Below are 18,929 nucleotides of genomic sequence, written 5' to 3'. Positions count from 1 at the left end.
GCAGGCTGTGACGTCCGAAAAATAGGGAGTGACGCCGGAGCAGGCTGTCCGCTATAGTGACCTTCGGGACAATCTTTCGCGTCCGCTCGTATGGGACGAGCGACGAAGACGCGCAGATTGTGAATAGGGGTCGTGCGCGGGGAGCGTTGCGGTTCCACTGGGGAAACTGGGGAGCATGGGGAACTTATCCGTTCGCCGTACCAAGGCGACGCGTCATATCGGACGCGGCCTGGCGGCAGCAATGACGGTGCTCGCGATTGTCGCGAGCGGACTCGCGACGTTTCCGGCGACCGCCGAGGCCTCCGGTAGCTCGTGCGGCGCGGATATCAACCTGATCGCCTGCGAGAACTCAAAACCCGGCACTGATCCGGAGATCTGGGACATCGACGGTGCCGGTGATCCGTCGATTCAGGGCTTCGCCACAGACATCTCAGTCAACCTCGGGCAGCGCATCGACTTCAAGATCGACACGGATGCCGCGGCATACACAATCGACGTCTATCGCACTGGGTGGTATCAGAGCCTGGGCGCACGGTTGATCGACTCCGTCTCGCCCTCAGCGGTGCTTCCTCAGGATCAAGACGAGTGCGAATCTGACAAAACCACAGAGCTCTACGACTGCGGCACATGGGACGTTTCGGCGTCGTGGGATGTGCCGGCGGATGCTGTGTCAGGCGTGTACGTCGCGAAACTGATCCGCGGCGACACCGGCGGCTCGAGTCACATCACCTTCATCGTCCGCAACGATGGCAACACTTCCGACATCGTGTTCCAGACGTCGGACCCGACCTGGCACGCGTACAACAGGTACGGTGGCTCCGATTTCTACCAGGGCGCGGCCAACGGCCGTGCCTACAAGATCAGCTACAACCGCCCGTTCGCGACCAGGGGCGGCACTGAGGCTCGTGATTTCTACTTCAGCGCCGAGTACGCCACCGTGCGGTTCCTCGAACGCAACGGCTACGACATGAGCTACATCGCAGGGCTCGACACCGATCGCCGGGGCGGCGAGCTGCTCAACCACAAGGTGTTCCTCTCTGTTGGGCACGACGAGTACTGGTCTGGCGCGCAGCGCGCGAACATGGAGGCGGCCCGTGACGCCGGCGTGAACATGCAGTTCCTCACGGGCAACGAAGGCTACTGGCGCACCCGCTACGAGAACTCTGCAGACGAGTCCGCGACGCCGTATCGCACGCTCGTGTCGTACAAGGAGACCTGGGGCAACGGCAAGATCGATGACACCTCCTCGGAATGGACAGGCACCTGGCGCGACCCGCGATTCGCGGATGCCGCGCAGGGCGGGCACCTGCCGGAGAATGCACTGACCGGAACGATGTACATGGTCAATGATGTGGCGCATCCGGTGACCGTGACGTCCGAAGAGGGCGACATGCGCCTGTGGCGCAACACGGGGCTTGACGCGATTCCCGCCGGGCAGTCCGAGCCGCTGGGAGATCAGACTGTCGGCTATGAGTCGAACGAGGACATCGACAATGGCTTCCGACCAGAGGGCCTCATCCGCCTGTCGACGATGATCGGCGGTACACCGCAGTACCTCCGCGACTACGGAAACACAGTCACGGCTGGCACGACCGAACATCACGTGACGCTGTATCGCGCGCCGAGCGGCGCACTGGTGTTCTCCGCCGGGAGTGTGCAGTGGGGATGGGGACTCGACAGCACTCACGATGGATCGCGTCCGGCAGCCGACCCCCGCATGCAGCAGGCGCAGGTCAACCTGCTCGCCGACATGGATGCTCAGCCGGAAACGCTCATGGACGAGCTCACGGCGGCATCGAAGAGCGTCGACACGACGGCGCCCACGACCGTGATCACATCGCCTGCCGAGGGGGAGCAGATCGCCCACGGTGCCAGAGTGACCGCGATCGGTACGGCAACGGACAGCGGCGGCAGGGTCGCGGGTGTGGAGGTGTCCACCGATGGTGGCAGCTCGTGGCATCCGGCCCAGGGTACGACGCAGTGGTCGTACTCCTACATTCAGCAGGGTGCCGGCCAGGCGACGATCATCGCCCGAGGCATCGATGACAGCGCAAACTATTCCGCGGCGGGCACCACTCGCGCCGTCGCGGTCGCCGGTCCGTACTCGGCCCAGGGTGAAGACATTCCCACCCTTGCCTCGTCAGACGATACGCAACCTGTGGAGCTGGGGTTGCGTTTCACACCTGCGGCGGATGGTTATGTCACGGGTGTGCGCTTCTACAAGGGCGACGGAAACCTCGGCACACACGTCGGAACGCTCTGGACATCAGGGGCCGAGAATTTGGCAAGCGTGACGTTCGTCGGTGAGACGAATACGGGGTGGCAATCCGCCCTCTTTGATACGCCGGTCGAAGTCACCGCGGGCACAGAGTACGTCGTGTCGTACAGCGCTCCGCAGGGTGGATACGCCTATGTCGATAACTACTGGCCCTACCTCGGGCGATCCTCCACACCGGTGGTCGTCACCTCGGGGGTCGGGGCGGCCAGCCCAGGGCTCTATGGCCACGCGGGGCAGTTCCCGACCAATACCTTTGGCGACTCGAACTACTACGTCGATGTGATCTTCGGTTCTGTCCTGGACAACACGGCGCGCATCGGTGCGCGCCAACCCGCAATGGGCAGCTCAAGCGTGCCGACCGACACCGACGTCACTGCGGTCTTCACCACTGATGTGATCTCCGCCGAACTACAGGTGAAGGATGCCGCGGGCGAGATCGTGGCGGGCACGAGTTCGTATAACGCGCCGACGCGGACGGTGCGCTTCGCGCCCGCCGCCGAGCTCGATCCCGTAGTGACCTATACCGTCACCGTCGACGCGACACCGCCGGCCGGCACCGACTTCGACCCCGGTGGTGCATGGAAGTTCACGACAGCGGTACCTGTTCCTCCAGAGGGGGAGTGCCCGTGCTCCATCTACACCGATGCTGACCGACCGCTGATTTCGGCTGACGCAGATCGGGACGCCGTGACGCTCGGGACGCGATTCACCGTTTCAGAGCCCGGCCTTGTTACCGCCGTCCGTTTCTACAAGGGGCTCAGTAATGACGGCACCCACGTAGGCGCGCTGTGGACGTCCGCAGGCCAGCAGCTCGGGCAAGTAACGTTCAGCAGCGAATCGACATCAGGATGGCAGACTGCGCTCTTCGCGACGCCGATCGCGTTGCAACCCGGCGATGAATACGTCGTGTCGTACACCGCGCCCAACGGGCGTTATGCCGTGACACCTTCGGCGTTCGCGGACGGATACTCGCGTGGCCCGATTACGGTGCCTACCAATGGCGGAGCATTCACCTACACCGATGGGGTTCCTGCGCAGCCCACGTCGACGAGCTATTTCGTCGACATCGTCTTCGAGACCGAGACGACCGGCCCATTGATGACCTCGACATCGCCTGCGGCAGGTGCGACCGGTGTAGACCGTGACACCGCCATCACCGCCACGTTCAACGAGGCGCTCTCTTCGACGCCGACAGTCAGCGTCACCGCGAATGGCGTAGCCACCGCCGGAACCGTGAGCACATCGAGTGACGGGATGACTCTGACGTTTGACCCGGCCGAGCCCCTTCCCTTTGGGGCAGCCACCACGGTCACCATCGGCGGAATCAGTGGGGCATCTGGTGATGGTTCCGATCGCACTTGGACGTTCACGGTCGAACAGGACCCGTCGACGACCGTCCACACGTTCTTCGGTACAGAGGTGCCAGCGGCCGCATCGGTGACCGATTCGGCCTCGCTCGAACTGGGGATGTCCTTCCGCAGCTCGGTCGATGGCCAAGTCACGGCGCTGCGTTTCTACAAGCCAGTCGGAGACAGCGCAACCCATACGGGAACACTGTGGTCGTCGACGGGGGAGGCTCTGGCCACCGTTGTGTTCCAGAACGAAACAGCGAGTGGATGGCAGCGGGCTGTGCTGTCCAATCCGGTGACGATCCTGGCCGGTCAAAAGTACTCGGTTTCTTACCTTTCGCCCCAGGGGCGATATGTCGCCGCAAGCGGATACTTCTCTGTCGCGAAGACGAGCGGCCCACTGACAGCGGATGCCGATGTGAACGGCACCTACCGCTATGGCAATGGCGGCTCGATGCCGACGGAGAGCTTCCAGGCCTCGAACTACTACGTGGACGTTGATTTCATCGCCGGGAGTTCGACCGAGCCCGCAGTCGCCGTGGTTGCCAAGACCCCGATCGGAACGGACGTCGCCGTCACGGCCGCAGTGACCGCGAAACTGACTGCGGACGCACCCGCGCCCACGCTCGCACTTTCGGCCGGAGGCGTCGCGGTCTCGGGCTCGACGTCGTACGACGAAGCGTCGAAGATGATCACCTTCACGCCCGCGGCCGAGCTTGCGCTCGCCACGTCCTACACCGTAGCCGTGCTGATCGGTGGCCAGTCACTTGACGAGTGGCAGTTCACCACGGTCGAGCCGGAGCTTCCCGGATCGACGGACACGATCTTCGGCAACGAGACGCCGTACAGCGCGACTGCTGCGGATGCCGACGCCGTCGAAGTGGGCACGGCCTTCACGGTGTCTCGCGCCGGTCAAGTGACGGCGATCCGTTTCTACAAGGGCGTGGCGAATACCGGCGCTCACGTAGGCACGCTGTGGGATGCCGAAGGGCGAGTGCTCGCCTCCGTCGCCTTCGCCAATGAGACCGCGTCCGGCTGGCAGCGTGCGGCACTGTCGACACCGGTCGAGGTCTCGCCCGGTGTCGAATATGTGGTTTCGTATCTGGCTCCGAACGGGCACTACGCGATTACCCCTGCGTACTTCGCATCCGACAAGATCAGCGGATCGATAACGGCGCCCGGTGGCGCGAACGGCCGGTTCGCGTATGGGCCGAGCGGCGGATTCCCGACCGGAGCGTGGAACTCGTCGGCGTACTTCGTTGACGCTGAGATCGTGTTCGGCTCGGGAACGCCAGGCGTCACTCCGACGCCAACTCCGACGGCAACACCGACTCCGACGCCGACGCCGACACCGACGCCAACACCGACGCCAGCACCGACACCGACGGCAACACCAACGGCAACACCAACGCCGACGGCAACACCAACTCCGACGCCGACACCAACTCCGACGCCGACGGCAACACCAACGCCGACGCCGACACCAACTCCGACGCCGACACCAACTCCGACGCCGACGCCGACACCAACTCCGACACCGACGCCGACACCAACTCCGACAGCGACGGCAACGCCGACCCCGACCCCGACCCCGGAGCCAGCGCTCACGGTCTCTGTGTCGGCGAAAGAGCCCGTCGCTGACGGCGGCGAGGTCGCACCGACGACGACGGTCACAGCGGCTCTCGATATCGATGTCCCATCTGTCACGCTGTCGCTGGCCAATGGAACAGCGAACGTCGCGGGCGAGTCCACGTACGATCCCGCGACACGCACGGTGACGTTCACTCCTGCGGATCCGCTCGCGTGGTTGACGACCTACACGGCGTCGATCGCCGCGGAGGGCATGACGATCACGGACCCGACCTGGAATTTCACGACCGTTGACGTCCCACGGATAGTGGACGTGACGTCCATCTTCGGTGATGCGACGCCTCAGAATCCCTGGTGGAACGACCCGGACGGAGTGCAGGTCGCGACGAGGTTCACCGTCGACGTGGCAGGTGACGTGACTGGCGTGCGGTTCTACAAGGGCACGGCGAACACGGGACAGCACACCGGATACCTCTGGGATGCAGACGGAACGAAACTCGCGGAGGTCGAATTCTCCGCAGAGACGGCGGAAGGCTGGCAGACGGCCGCCTTCGCGACACCCATCGTCCTTGAGCCCGGCGTCGAGTATCGCGTCGGTCTATACAGCCCATTCGGTCGATACGCCGTGGATCTCGGGACGCTCGCCGAGGCGACGAGCATGGGACATTTCACGATCCCGGCGAGCGGCAGCGCATGGGTCTATTCCCGTGAGTTCCCGGGCAGTACATCCACCAACAATTACTGGGTCGACGTGCTGTTCGACCCTCTCGAATAAGACTTACGACGAAATTACCGTGATGACACAAGGGGAGAAGTGAGGGGAATCATGACGGAACGACTGAATGTCGCCGTGGTTGGCGCTGGGTACTGGGGTCCCAATCTTGCGCGGAACTTCCGCGCAAGCGCCGACTGGAATCTGGCTGCGATCTGTGACCTCGATATCGAGCGTGCGCAGGGCGTCGCGGACAGCGTCGGAGGTGTGCCGGTCACGGCGAGCCTTGACGAGGTACTCGCCGATGCGTCGATCGATGCGATCGCGATCGCCACGCCGGCACGCACGCACCACCCGATCTCGCTAGCGGCGCTCGATGCCGGCAAGCATGTGATGGTCGAGAAGCCGCTTGCCGATGAGCAGCATCGGGGCGAAGACATGGTCGCACGTGCGGATGAGCGGGGGCTCGTCCTTATGGCCGATCACACCTACTGCTACACACCCGCAGTGCTCAAGATTCGCGAACTGATCGCAGAGGGTGCACTCGGCGACATCCTCTTCGTCGACAGCGTGCGCATCAACCTCGGTCTCATTCAGCCTGATGTCGATGTGTTCTGGGATCTCGCGCCCCACGACCTGTCGATCATCGATTTCGTGCTTCCAGGCGGGCTCGACACGACGTCGGTATCCGCGCACGGCGCCGACCCGCTGCGCACGGGAAAAGCATGCGTGGGGTACCTCGCGATGCCGCTGGCCGGCGGGGCGATGGCTCACATCCACGTCAACTGGCTGAGCCCGACGAAGATCCGGCAGATGGTGATCGGCGGAACCAAGCGCACACTCGTCTGGGACGACCTCAACCCGCAGCAGCGACTCAGCGTCTACGACCGCGGTGTCGACCTCGCCGCAGTCACGAAGTCGGCGTCGACCAACGCGCGTGATGCCAACATCTCGTATCGCCTGGGCGACACCTGGTCGCCGGCGCTGCCGGAGCGCGAAGCGCTCGCTGGCGTCGTTACGGAGTTCGCCGCTGCCATCAACGAGCGACGCCCCGCACGCACGAGCGGCGACGCTGGCCTGCGCGTGCTTTCCGTTCTTGACGCTGCACGCCGCAGCCTCGCTGCCGGCGGTGCACCGGCCCCCATGAGTCTCGACATTCAGCCCGCAAGGAGAGCAGCATGACCTCGATCGATGGTGCCAACATTCTCGTCACCGGTGGCGCAGGGACGATCGGCTCGACGCTCGTGGACCAGCTCCTCGACGCTGGTGCCGCTCACGTGGACGTGGTCGACAACCTCGTGCGCGGTCGTCGAGCGAACCTCGACGATGCCCTCGCAACCGGACGCGTCGAACTCATCGACGGTGATATTCGCGATGCCAAACTCGTCGACGATCTCGTCGCGGGCAAAGACATCGTGTTCCATCAGGCAGCGATCCGCATCACGCAGTGCGCCGAAGAGCCGCGTCTTGCACTCGAAGTGCTGGTCGATGGCACGTTCAACGTCGTCGAGGCGGCCGCGAAACATCGGGTGAAGAAGCTCATCGCGGCCTCAAGTGCGTCGGTCTACGGCATGGCCGAGGAGTTCCCGACCACCGAGCGACACCACCATGAGAACAACGACACGATCTACGGTGCTGCCAAGACCTTCAATGAGGGACTCATCCGCAGCTTCCGTGCAATGCAGGGACTCGACTACGTTCTGCTGCGCTATTTCAACGTGTACGGCCCGCGCATGGACGTCCACGGCGTCTACACCGAGGTGCTGGTTCGGTGGATGGAGCGCATCGTCGATGGCAAGCCCCCGCTCATCTTCGGTGACGGACAGCAGACCATGGACTTCGTGTGTGTGCCGGATATCGCACGGGCGAACGTCCTCGCGGCCCAGAGCGACATCGTCGAAGGGACGTACAACATCGCGAGCGGCACCGAGTCGAGCTTGCTCGAGCTCGCCGAGGCGTTGTTGCGCGTCATGGGCTCCGACCTCGATGTTGAGCATGGGCCAGAGCGCGCCGTGAATGGCGTCGCGCGACGCCTGGCCAACATCAGTGCCGCAAAGCGAGACCTCGGCTGGGAGCCGACGATCGATCTGGAAGACGGACTTGAGCGGCTCGTTGAGTGGTGGACGCCGCTGCGCGACGAAATCGCGGCCGGACGGGCGGTGGATGCACGATGAGTGAGCGCATCAACGTGATGTTGCCCTGGCTCGGACAGGAGGAGGCGGACGCGCTGGCTGAGGTGATCGCAAGTGGCTGGGTGGCGCAGGGCCCTCGTGTCGCGCGCTTCGAGAAGGAGTTCGCGGCCGCGATGGAAGCGCCGTTCGCGGTCGCCACCACGAGCTGCACGACGGCACTGCACCTCGCCCTGGTCGTAGCGGGTATCGGACCGGGCGACGATGTCGTGATCCCGTCATTTTCCTTCATCGCGACGACGAACGCCGTGGGATACGTAGGGGCATCGCCGATCTTCGCGGACGTGGACCCGGTCACCGGGAACGTCACGGGCAAGAGCATCGCCGCCGCGCTGACTCCGCAGACTAAGGCCGTCATCGTTGTCGATCAGGGTGGCGTGCCCGTCGACCTCGACGACATCCGTCAGGTCACCGACTCTCTCGGCATCGTCATTGTGGAGGATGCCGCGTGCGGTGCTGGTTCGACCTATAAGGGTCGTCCGGTGGGCGCGGGAGCAGACATCGCGACGTGGTCGTTCCATCCGCGCAAGCTCCTCACCACGGGTGAGGGTGGCATGATCACCACATCCCGTGAGGATTGGGCTGCGCGCGCCAAGCACCTTCGCGAGCACGCCATGAGCGTTTCCGCGGCCGATCGACACGCGTCGGTGCTGCCGCCGGCTGAGGAATATTCCGAGGTCGGGTTCAACTTCCGGATGACTGACCTGCAAGCCGCAGTCGGGCTCGTGCAGCTCACACGACTGCCCGCGATCGTCGCGCGTCGCCGCGAGATCGCGGCCCGGTATCAGGAGGCGATCGAGGGGATCCCGGGGCTGCGTGCTGTCGTTGACCCTGCCTATGGCACGAGCAACTTCCAGTCGTTCTGGGTTGAGGTGCAGGACGAGTACCCGACCGATCGTGATGGGTTGCTGGTGGCTCTCGCGAATGCCGACATCTCCGCGCGGCGCGGCATCATGGCCGCGCATCGGCAGTTGCCCTATCGGGATCTCACGCCTGCGGACGGGCTCCCGGTCACCGAGCGACTGAACGATCGCACCCTGATCCTTCCGGTTTTCCACACTCTCAGTTCGGAGGAGCAGGACCGGGTCATCACGGTGTTGAAGCTCCCTGGCGGTGCATCCGAATGACCGAGGCGGAGGGGGTTCTGCTGATCGGGGCAAGCGGACTGGCCAGAGAAGTGCTGGCGGCAGGCATGGTGGAAGTGGTCGGCATTCTTGACGACGACTCCAACCTGCACGGCACCGAGATCGGTGGCGTTCCCGTATTGGGCGCGGTCGATTCGGCGGCGGATCGGGACGAGCAGCTTCTGCTGTGCATCGGGCCGAGCAGGGCTCGTCGCACGGTGGTGCGACGCCTGCAGGAGCTGGGCATCGGCGCAGAACGGTTTGCCATCTTCGCCGCGCGTTCTGCCCGAATCGGCACGACGAGCGACATCGGCGTGGGAAGCATTGTGCTGGACGGAGTCGTCATCACGGCGGATGCCAGGCTCGGCGAGCACGTCGTCGTCATGCCGAACTGCACGATCACGCACGACGACGTGCTGGAAGACTTCAGCACCCTCGCAGCGGGGGTCGCGCTCGGCGGCGGCGTTCGCATACTTGAAGCGGCATACATCGGCATGAACGCCTCAGTGAGGCAGGGCGTGACGGTCGGGCACGACGCCACCGTCGGCATGGGCAGCGCGGTACTCACCGACGTGCCCGATCAACAGACTTGGGCCGGAGTGCCCGCACGACAGCTGGGAGAGAACAGATGAAGGTCCCGTTCCTCGATCTCGCCGCGCAGCAGGCCGAGGTCGCCGATGAAGTTCTCGTGCGCTGGAAGGCCCAGCTCGAGACGGCGGCTTTTATCGGAGGCCCCGATGTCGCTGCATTCGAACGTGAGTATGCCGAGTACATCGGCGTGCAGCACGTCGTCGGCGTCTCCAACGGCACGGATGCGCTCGAGCTCGCCTATCGCGCGGTCGGCGTGCAGCCGGGCGACGAAATCATCATGCCGGCGAACACCTTCATCGCGACCGCCGAGGCGGCATCGCGCATCGGAGCAGTGCCGGTGTTCGTCGACGTGGATGACGACCATCTTCTGATCGACCCAGCCGCGATCGAGTCAGCGATCACCGAGCGGACCCGCGCGATCGCTCCGGTTCACCTATTCGGACAGACGGCTCCGATGGAGCACATCGTCCCGATCGCGGGCAAGCACAACCTCGTCATCATCGAGGACGCGGCACAGTCCCAAGGCGCATCCGGCCCGGCGGGTCGTGCCGGCGCACTGGGGCGGGTGGCCGCCACCAGCTTCTACCCGGGAAAGAATCTGGGCGCCGCCGGTGATGCCGGCGCGGTGATGACCGATGACTCGGCGATCGCCGACATCGTCAGGAACCTCGGTGGGCACGGCAGCAGCGTCAAGTACGTGCACGACCGGATCGGCATGAACGCACGGTTGGACGCCGTGCAGGCGACCGTGCTGCGCGCGAAGCTGCGGCGTCTGGACGGCTGGAACACTGCGCGCCGCACGGCGGCTGGGCGTTATGCAGGACTGCTCGCCGACATCGAGGAAGTCCGCACCCCGGCAGTTCGAACCGGCAACGACGACGTCTGGCACCTCTACGTCGTGCGCGTCGAGGATCGCGACCGCGTCATGTCCGATCTCGGCGAAGCTGGCATTGGCGTCGGCATCCACTACCCGACACCCGTGCACCTCACCGAGGCGTACCAAGGACTCGGGTACCGGCGCGGGCAGTTCCCCGTTGCCGAGGCGGCTGCCGATCGCATCCTCTCGTTGCCGATGTTCCCGCACCTGACAGAACAGCAGCAGGCTGCGGTCGTCGACGGCGTCCGCGCATCGGTGCGGTCATGAATGCAGAGCCCTCCGAAGCCTCTGTGACGCAACGTGCGTCGCGGGCGTTCGGATGGAGCTTCGGAAACACCGTATTCTCGAGACTCGGCACCCTGGCCATCGGCGTCGCGCTTGCGCGGATGCTCGGGCCGGAAGAGTTCGGTATCTTCGCGATCGCGACGGTGACGCTTCTGGCGATCCTGAGTTTCAATGAACTCGGGGTGAGCCTTGCGGTGATCCGCTGGCGGGACGCGCCGGCCACGATCGCTCCGACGATCAACACGATTGCGGTCGCCAGCAGTGCCGTCCTGACCGCGGCAATGATCTTCGGCGCACCGTGGATCTCCGCCTTGCTCGGTGATGAACGCGCCGCACCCGTGGTGCAGGTGCTCGCCATCTCGATCCTCCTCAACGGCCTGGTCGCCACATCCGCTGCGGTCATGCAGCGCGAGTTCATGCAGAAGCAGCGCACAATCGCCGATCAGGTGAACACCTGGCTGGGTGCGGGCCTGTCGCTTCTGTTCGCACTCCTTGGCTGGGGCGCGATGAGCCTGGCGATCGGCCGACTCATCGCCAGCATTGTCTTCGGAATCATGATCATCCGCTGGTCGCCGGTGCCATACCGCTTCGGCTGGGACCCCGTGATCGCCCGCCGGCTCTTTCGATTCGGGCTGCCGCTTGCCGCGGCCAGCATTGTGGTCTTCGCCTCGGGATACGCGGACCAGATGATCGTTGGCTCGCTGCTCGGCGCTCAGGCGCTGGGCTTCTACGTACTCGCGTTCAATCTCGCGAGTTGGCCGGTGTCGATCTTCTCGCTGCCGTTGCGCGCAGTGGCGCCGGCCGCGTTCTCGGCGCTGAAGACTGAGCCGGAGCGGATGTCGAAGAATTTCACCCGTGTGCTCGCGATCCTCTCCTGTGTCTCGGTGCCGGTCTGCCTGGCGATCAGTGGCGCCGCGGACCCTGTGGTCGAGTTCGTATATGGCTCTGCGTGGCTGCCCGCTGCCGAACCGCTCCTGTGGCTGGCAGCACTGGCCGCATTGAAGATCTGGTTCGAGCTGGCCTACGACTACCTCGTGGTCGCGGGGCGCTCAAGCACGGTGCTGATCATCCAGGCGTGCTCCTTCGTCGCCGCCCTCCCGCTGATGCTGCTTGTCGCCGAGCCATACGGGGTAGGCGGCGTCGCCGCCGTCCAGTTCGGGGTCGGACTCGTGATCGTGGCGCCGCTGTACCTCGCGAGCCTCGGTCGCATCGGCGTTCGGATCCGGAGTGTACTGTCGGCCGTCGCTCTGCCTTTGATTGCCGGCATTCTCACTTGGGCGGCCAGCTGGGTGCTGAGCCGCACGATCGGAATTCCGTTCTTCGCAGCGGCTGCTGCAGGGCTCTTCGCGCTGATGATGATCGCGGTTCTCTGCTGGCGGCAGCGCGATGATCTGAGACTCCTGCGCTCGGCGGCGTGGGGCAAGGAGACGGCATGAGAATCCTCGTGTATCCCCATGACCTGAACATGGGCGGAAGCCAGATGAACGCGATCGAGCTCGCCGCAGCAGTGACCAAGCTGGGTCACGAGTGCATCGTCTACGGTCGGCCAGGGACATTGCGCGCGCGGATCGATGAACTCGGTTTGGAATTCGTCGAGTCGCCAGATCCGGGACGACGACCATCGCTCGGAATTGCACGGGATCTGCGGGCACTCGTCAGCAGCCGCGGGATCGACATCATCCACGGCTACGAGTGGCCGCCTGGTCTGGAAGCCGCGGCCGCTGCTGAGGGAGCGGCGGATGTCGCGGCGGTGTGCACCGTGATGTCCATGGCCGTCGCTCCGTTCCTGCCACGGTCGCTTCCGCTGATCGTCGGCACCCAGCAGATCTCCGCTGTTGAGCAGGCCCGAGGACGCAGCCGCGTGCACCTGATCGAGCCCCCGGTCGACCTGGAACACAACGGATCCGTCGATGACGCCGCCGTGGCACAGTTCCGCGAGGAATGGAGGCTGAGCGACCTGCCCGTTGTGGTCGTCGTGAGTCGCCTCGTACCGGAGCTGAAATCGGAGGGGATCCTCACGGCAATCCAGGCAGTTGGCGACCTTGACCACGTGACTCCGTTCCAGCTCGTCATCGTGGGCGACGGCAAGGCTCGACCCTCCATGGAGGACGCCGCGACACGGGTGAACGAACTGCTCGGCCGTCGCGCCGTCATCCTGACCGGAGAACTCGCTGATCCCCGGGCCGCATACGCTGCGGCCGACATCATGCTCGGCATGGGCGGCTCCGCCCTGAGGTCCCTCGCTTTCGCGAAGCCGCTGATCGTGCAGGGCGAGCTCGGTTTCTTCCGTACTTTGACGGAGGAAACCGCCGACGAGTTCCGCTGGCAGGGCTGGTACGGCGTCGGCGAAGGGGCCCGATCCGGCCAGCGGCGGCTGGCAGTAGAACTCGTCCCGTTGCTGTCCAGCGCACAGCGGAGAGCCGATCTCGGGGCGTTCGGCCGGCGGCTTGTCGAGGAGTTCTCCCTCGAACGCGCGGCGAAGCGTCAGCTCGCGATTTACCGCGATGCCTTCACGACACGTGCCCAGCAGAAGCGGCAGGTCGGCGAGGTCGCCCGGTCGTTCTCGGGACTCGCCGGCTATCACATCGGTCAGCGCGTGGCCCGATTGCGGGGTCGCCAGCGCACCGATGACTTCAACGCGGAACCGGTCGCCACTCGCAATGCGTCGGTGCGCCCCGCCGTCGCGTCCTCGTCTGACGGTCCTATCCTCTGGTTTCCCGGGGTCGGGTGGGACACGCTGGCAGGAACCGATCGTCATCTCGCGATGGAGATCGCGAAAGACCGACAGATAATCTGGGTGGACACGCCGCATTCTGTGCTGCGCAGCCGCGACCGCATTGTCCCGGAGGTGAGCCACCCGCATCCGAACATCGTCCGTCTCAGGGCGAGCACGATCGCCGGTGTCCAACGCCCGTTGCTGCGGGACCTCGCCAACCGGCGTCGCGCGGACGCGGCACGTCGGTACCTCGCCGGCGAGGGTCTGAGTCCGAGCGCCGTGATCGCCTCGACGACGGCCCCGATGCTCGATCTTGTCGACGACCTGCCTGGCCGTCGCGTCTATTACGCCACGGACGACTACGTCGAGGCGGCTGGCATCTGGGGTGTAAGTCGCCGCTATCTGAGCTCCGCGCGCGAGCGCAACCTGCGCAGCGCCGATCTCGTGCTCTCGGTCACACGCGAGCTCGGCCGGCATCTGCAACGGGGAACGGCACTCTCTCGCTGGCTGCCGAATGGGGCGGAGCTGGGGAGATTCGCGGAGATCGAGGGGATTGAGCCAGCAGTGGTGGGTCTGCCCGGCCCGATCGCGGGTGTCTTCGGACAGTTCAATTCGCGCACCGATCTGGACTATCTGCAGGCGGTCAGGGCACAGGGAATGAGCCTGCTTCTCATCGGGCCTCGCTGGTTCACCTCGCAGGGCGACGACGACGCGTTCGATCGTCTCATCGCCGATCCCGGTGTGCGCTGGATCGACGAGCTTGCGCCAACTGAGCTGGTGCCCTATCTGCGCGCATTGGATGTCGGGCTCACGCCGTATCGCGATTCCGTGTTCAACCGGCGCAGCTTCCCACTGAAAACGGTGGAGTACCTGGCTGCAGGAGTTCCGGTGGTGGCGACCGACGTCGCATCACCCGAGGGGCTGGACGCCCGGTGGGTGCACACTGCAAGCACGCCAGCAGCATTTGCTGCGCTTGCTGCGGAGGTCGCGGCGGCGCCAAGGGACTGGGCGGAAATCCGTCGATCTGCGGCAAAACATGGCTGGAATGCAAGAGCGACAGAGCTGCGGACGTGGCTAAACGGGGAGGGTGAATAATGGACACGCAGAACGTTAGAGCACCGCACATCCTGATCATCGTGCAGAACCTGCCGGTTCCTCTCGATCGTCGGGTGTGGCTGGAGTGCCAGGCACTCATCGCGAGGGGATACCGTGTGAGCGTCATCTGTCCGAAGGGGCCGGGCGATCCCGCCAGGCAGACGATCGACGGCGTCGACATCTACAAATATGCGCCCGCACGTGAAGCCGAAGGCTTTCTCGGCTTCGCCTGGGAGTTCGCGTACAGCTGGGTCCGCACAGCCTGGCTCTCGCTGATGGCCTGGCGCCGACGCCCGTTCGATGTCATTCAGGCGTGTAACCCGCCCGACACCTACTGGCTGCTCGCTCTGCTGTGGCGTATCCGAGGTGTGAAGTTCGTGTTCGATCACCACGACCTGAATCCCGAGCTGTTCATTTCTCGCTTCGGGCAGCCCAGCGGCATCGCCCAGAAGCTGCAGTTCCGCGCTCTCCGCTGGCTCGAGCGGCGCTCCTTTCGCACGGCGGAGCGCATTATCTCCACGAATGAGTCGTATCGGGCGATCGCGATGAGCCGCGGCGGCCGGCGCCCCGGCCATGTCACAGTCGTGCGCAGCGGTCCTGATACCCGACGGATGCGGCCCATCTATCCGGAGCATCCGCGCTCGGCCGACAGCATCAATCTCGCGTACCTTGGCATCATGGGGCCTCAAGACGGCGTCGACCAGGTGCTGCTGGTGATGGACGAGCTCGTCCATCAGCGTGGGCGGACGAATGTCACTACGACGCTGCTCGGCTTCGGCGACTGCCTCGAGGACCTCAAGGCGCAGGCCACTCGTCTGGGCCTGGACGACCATGTCACGTTTACGGGACGCGTCGACCGCGTCGCTATCGCCGAATACCTCAGCGGCGCCGACATCGGTCTGTGCCCCGACCTGAAGACGCCCCTGAATGATCTGTCGACCATGAATAAGACGATGGAGTACATGGCGTACGGCCTGCCCGCGATCTCCTTCGACCTCAAAGAGACGCGCGTGTCCGGCGGCGACAGCCTGCTCTATGCGCCATCGGGTGACATCCAGGCGTTCGCCGACGCCGTCGAAAAGCTCATTGACGACCCCGAGCTTCGGATCCGGCTCGGCAGGGAGGGGCGAGAGCGCGTCGCGACCCAGTTGGACTGGCGTCCGCAGGCAGAGGCCTATGTCGCGGTTTTCGACGAGGTCTCCGGTTTCTCTCAGCCTGGTTCCGCCGTCCCCGCAGACGTGCACACTCCGGTCGAAGACCCGCAGGGCCGCCGCTACGTCGATCTCGATGATGCGGAAGAGTTCGACCGGTACCTGCGCGAGCGGAGGGCTTCATGACCATCCGCACCCATATTCACGACCTTCTCAGTCAGGCGGCGTTGCACAGAGCGGACGCCCCAGCCCTCACCTACGGCGACACCACCGTCGGCTACCAACAGCTCTGGGACGAGGCGCGCACGATCGCCGCGAGACTCTCCGCGCTGAGCCTCGGCCGAGGTGATCGGGTCGCGATCTACCTCGAGAAACGCATCGAAACCGTGACGGTGATGTTCGCCGCCTCTCTCGCTGGCGGTGTCTTCGTGCCGGTCAATCACGTGCTCAAGCCGCAACAGGTGGAGCACATTCTCCGCGACAGCGGAGCACGCGTCCTGGTGACATCGATGGATCGACTGGGCCGGTTGGCGGATGCGCTGAAGGGCAGCGCCGTCGCGGATGTGATCGCGATCGGTGCCGAAGAATCCGGCATGATCGGCGACGGCATCTTCGTCCATACCTGGCCGCTTGAGCGTGAGGGAGACCCGATAACGCCACCGACCATCGACATCGACCCGGCGGCGATCCTCTACACCTCCGGCAGCACAGGGCTGCCCAAGGGCGTCGTCCTCAGCCACCGCAACCTGATCGTCGGTGCGGAGAGCGTCAGCAGCTACTTGGACAACACCTCAGACGATGTCATTCTTAGCGTCCTTCCGTTGAGCTTCGACGCTGGCCTCAGCCAGGTGACGACCGCCTTCGCGGTCGGCGCGCACTGCGTGCTGATGAACTATCTGCTGCCGCGCGATGTGCCCAAACTGTGTGCACGCTACGGCGTCACCGGCATCACGGGAGTGCCTCCGCTGTGGCTGCAGATCGCCGACGCGGCATGGCCCGATGAGGTCGCGAGTCGCCTTCGGTACTGGGCCAACACCGGCGGACGGATGCCGCGGGCCCTCCTCGACCGGCTGCGCGAGGTCTTCTCGCACGCCCAGCCCTACCTGATGTACGGACTCACCGAGGCTTTCCGGTCGACTTATCTCGACCCGGCCGAGATCGACCGTCGACCGGATTCGATCGGCAAGGCGATTCCGAACGCCGAGATCCTCGTGCTACGCCCCGATGGCACTCGCTGCGCTCCGGGAGAGGAGGGCGAGCTGGTCCACCGCGGAGCGCTTGTCGCCCTCGGATATTGGAATGACCCGGTGAGGACCGCCGAACGATACCGTCCCGTGCCGCACCTCGATCAGTCGTGGAGAGCGCCAGAGCTGGCGGTCTGGTCAGGCGACATGGTCAAGGCTGACGAAGACGGTTTTCTGTACTTCGTCGGTCGCACGGACGACATGATCAAGACGTCCGGATATCGAGTGAGCCCCACTGAGATCGAGGAAGCCGCCTACGCCACCGGTCTGGTGCGCGATGCGGTGGCCCTGGGCATCGAGGAACCCGGACTCGGTCACCGCATCGTCCTGGTCGTCTCGTCGGCGCAGGGCGATCTCGACACTGCAGCATTGTCCGCTGCGCTGCGGCGAACGCTGCCGTTGTACATGGTGCCGTCACACGTGGAGACGCGCGACGAGCTGCCACGATCTCCCAATGGGAAATTCGACCGGAATCTGATGAAGGCACAGGTGAGCGTATGACACCCCAGGAGCACGTGACCAGATTCGGCGTCGTTGACGGAGAGCTTCGAGTGGGGGGAATGCCCCTCTCTCAGCTGGCCGCACGGGTCGGCTCGACACCGTTCTTCGCCTACGACCGATCGCTGCTGGATCAGCGGATCGATCGTCTGCGGGCAGTGCTGCCGTCTCGTGTCGAGCTCAGCTATGCGATGAAGGCGAATCCGATGCCTGCGGTCGTGCAGCATCTCGTGGGCAGGGTCGACCGCATCGATGTGGCCTCAGGGCTCGAGATGCGCGCTGCGCTGGACACCCCGATCCGTCCGGAGAAGGTCAGCTTCGCGGGCCCTGGCAAGGCACCGGCGGAGATCCGGCAGGCGGTGGCAGCAGGCGTGATCATCGAGGTCGAGTCGACCACCGAGATCGGGCGCGTCATCGCCGCCGGTGACGAGCTCGGCCTGACACCGCGGATCGCCATCCGGGTCAACCCGGATTTCTCCGTCAAAGGGTCAGGCATGCGCATGGGCGGAGGGCCGCAGCAGTTCGGCATCGACGCTGAGCAGGTGCCGGCCGTTCTCGCTGAGTATGGCGCCTCCGGGCTCGATATCCTCGGCTTTCATGTCTTCGCCGGTTCGCAGAACCTCAATGCGCCGATCATCGCCGAGGCGCAGCAGCGGACGCTTGATCTGGTCAGCGGACTCGCGGATCACCTCCACACTCCGGTGCGCTATCTCAACCTGGGCGGCGGGTTCGGCATCCCGTACACCGATCGGGACCGCCCGCTGGATCTCGACGCGGTCGCCGACAGCCTTGGCACACTTGTCGACGGGCCGCTCGCGCAGCGGTTCCCTGAGGCGGCACCGGTGATCGAGCTCGGTCGGTACATCGTCGGCGAGTGCGGTGTGTACGTGACGCAGGTGCTTGATCGCAAGATCTCGCGTGGACGCACCTACCTCGTTGTCGATGGTGGCATGCACCATCAGCTCGCGGCATCCGGCAACTTCGGCCAGGCCATCCGGCGGAACTATCCGCTCGTGGTCGGCAACCGTGTCGACGAGGTCGGCGATGACAGCGCGACAGTCGTCGGCTGCCTCTGCACCCCGCTCGACCTGCTCGGCGACGACATCGTGCTGCCGGCCGCGGACATCGGCGACCTGATCGTGATCTTCCAGCAGGGTGCGTACGGGCTGACCGCCAGCCCGACCGCCTTCCTGGGGCACCCGGCTCCCGCCGAGGTGCTGGTATGACTTC

The 18,929-nt window shown here is 65.0% G+C and carries 11 protein-coding genes; all 11 read left to right on the top strand.

The window, feature by feature from the left end; all coding sequences use genetic code 11:
* Positions 1–175: 175 nt before the first annotated feature.
* From AC1C2O_RS07965 to AC1C2O_RS07915, 11 genes are read left to right on the top strand one after another with little or no spacing between them, the layout of a single operon-like run.
* Complete coding sequence (locus AC1C2O_RS07965) at positions 176–5,992, top strand: DUF4082 domain-containing protein (protein ID WP_495429891.1); 5,817 nt, start codon at positions 176–178, stop codon at positions 5,990–5,992.
* A 51-nt stretch (positions 5,993–6,043) separates the two neighbouring features.
* On the top strand, positions 6,044–7,111 hold the full coding sequence (locus tag AC1C2O_RS07960) for a Gfo/Idh/MocA family protein (RefSeq protein WP_495429890.1): 1,068 nt from the start codon (positions 6,044–6,046) through the stop codon (positions 7,109–7,111).
* A complete protein-coding gene (locus tag AC1C2O_RS07955) occupies positions 7,108–8,103 on the top strand; it encodes an NAD-dependent epimerase/dehydratase family protein (protein ID WP_495429889.1) in 996 nt (331 codons plus the stop codon). The genes AC1C2O_RS07960 and AC1C2O_RS07955 overlap by 4 nt, the downstream gene beginning before the upstream one ends.
* Positions 8,100–9,245, top strand: coding sequence for a DegT/DnrJ/EryC1/StrS family aminotransferase (locus tag AC1C2O_RS07950; RefSeq protein ID WP_495429888.1), 1,146 nt, complete (start codon positions 8,100–8,102; stop codon positions 9,243–9,245). The genes AC1C2O_RS07955 and AC1C2O_RS07950 overlap by 4 nt, the downstream gene beginning before the upstream one ends.
* Positions 9,242–9,874, top strand: a complete 633-nt coding sequence (locus tag AC1C2O_RS07945) for an acetyltransferase (RefSeq protein ID WP_495429887.1) — start codon at positions 9,242–9,244, stop codon at positions 9,872–9,874. Before AC1C2O_RS07950 ends, AC1C2O_RS07945 begins: the two co-directional genes overlap by 4 nt.
* A complete protein-coding gene (locus tag AC1C2O_RS07940) occupies positions 9,871–10,977 on the top strand; it encodes a DegT/DnrJ/EryC1/StrS family aminotransferase (RefSeq protein WP_495429886.1) in 1,107 nt (368 codons plus the stop codon). Before AC1C2O_RS07945 ends, AC1C2O_RS07940 begins: the two co-directional genes overlap by 4 nt.
* Positions 10,974–12,431, top strand: a complete 1,458-nt coding sequence (locus tag AC1C2O_RS07935; protein WP_495429885.1) for an oligosaccharide flippase family protein — start codon at positions 10,974–10,976, stop codon at positions 12,429–12,431. Before AC1C2O_RS07940 ends, AC1C2O_RS07935 begins: the two co-directional genes overlap by 4 nt.
* On the top strand, positions 12,428–14,806 hold the full coding sequence (locus AC1C2O_RS07930; protein WP_495429884.1) for a glycosyltransferase: 2,379 nt from the start codon (positions 12,428–12,430) through the stop codon (positions 14,804–14,806). Before AC1C2O_RS07935 ends, AC1C2O_RS07930 begins: the two co-directional genes overlap by 4 nt.
* On the top strand, positions 14,806–16,143 hold the full coding sequence (locus tag AC1C2O_RS07925) for a glycosyltransferase family 4 protein (protein ID WP_495429883.1): 1,338 nt from the start codon (positions 14,806–14,808) through the stop codon (positions 16,141–16,143). The genes AC1C2O_RS07930 and AC1C2O_RS07925 overlap by 1 nt, the downstream gene beginning before the upstream one ends.
* On the top strand, positions 16,140–17,702 hold the full coding sequence (locus AC1C2O_RS07920) for an acyl-CoA ligase (AMP-forming), exosortase A system-associated (protein WP_495429882.1): 1,563 nt from the start codon (positions 16,140–16,142) through the stop codon (positions 17,700–17,702). Before AC1C2O_RS07925 ends, AC1C2O_RS07920 begins: the two co-directional genes overlap by 4 nt.
* Complete coding sequence (locus tag AC1C2O_RS07915) at positions 17,699–18,925, top strand: pyridoxal-dependent decarboxylase, exosortase A system-associated (RefSeq protein WP_495429881.1); 1,227 nt, start codon at positions 17,699–17,701, stop codon at positions 18,923–18,925. The genes AC1C2O_RS07920 and AC1C2O_RS07915 overlap by 4 nt, the downstream gene beginning before the upstream one ends.
* Positions 18,926–18,929: the final 4 nt, after the last annotated feature.

This window comes from Microbacterium sp. Y355, from assembly GCF_059445345.1.
This window is presented reverse-complemented; position numbering and strand designations above follow the sequence as displayed.

Excerpts from the sequence above, each read along its gene's own strand:
- AC1C2O_RS07965 (WP_495429891.1), top strand. The coding sequence starts at position 176 with ATGGGGAACTTATCCGTTCGCCGTACCAAGGCGACGCGTCATATCGGA.
- AC1C2O_RS07960 (WP_495429890.1), top strand. The coding sequence starts at position 6,044 with ATGACGGAACGACTGAATGTCGCCGTGGTTGGCGCTGGGTACTGGGGT.
- AC1C2O_RS07955 (WP_495429889.1), top strand. The coding sequence starts at position 7,108 with ATGACCTCGATCGATGGTGCCAACATTCTCGTCACCGGTGGCGCAGGG.
- AC1C2O_RS07950 (WP_495429888.1), top strand. The coding sequence starts at position 8,100 with ATGAGTGAGCGCATCAACGTGATGTTGCCCTGGCTCGGACAGGAGGAG.
- AC1C2O_RS07945 (WP_495429887.1), top strand. The coding sequence starts at position 9,242 with ATGACCGAGGCGGAGGGGGTTCTGCTGATCGGGGCAAGCGGACTGGCC.
- AC1C2O_RS07940 (WP_495429886.1), top strand. The coding sequence starts at position 9,871 with ATGAAGGTCCCGTTCCTCGATCTCGCCGCGCAGCAGGCCGAGGTCGCC.
- AC1C2O_RS07935 (WP_495429885.1), top strand. The coding sequence starts at position 10,974 with ATGAATGCAGAGCCCTCCGAAGCCTCTGTGACGCAACGTGCGTCGCGG.
- AC1C2O_RS07930 (WP_495429884.1), top strand. The coding sequence starts at position 12,428 with ATGAGAATCCTCGTGTATCCCCATGACCTGAACATGGGCGGAAGCCAG.
- AC1C2O_RS07925 (WP_495429883.1), top strand. The coding sequence starts at position 14,806 with ATGGACACGCAGAACGTTAGAGCACCGCACATCCTGATCATCGTGCAG.
- AC1C2O_RS07920 (WP_495429882.1), top strand. The coding sequence starts at position 16,140 with ATGACCATCCGCACCCATATTCACGACCTTCTCAGTCAGGCGGCGTTG.
- AC1C2O_RS07915 (WP_495429881.1), top strand. The coding sequence starts at position 17,699 with ATGACACCCCAGGAGCACGTGACCAGATTCGGCGTCGTTGACGGAGAG.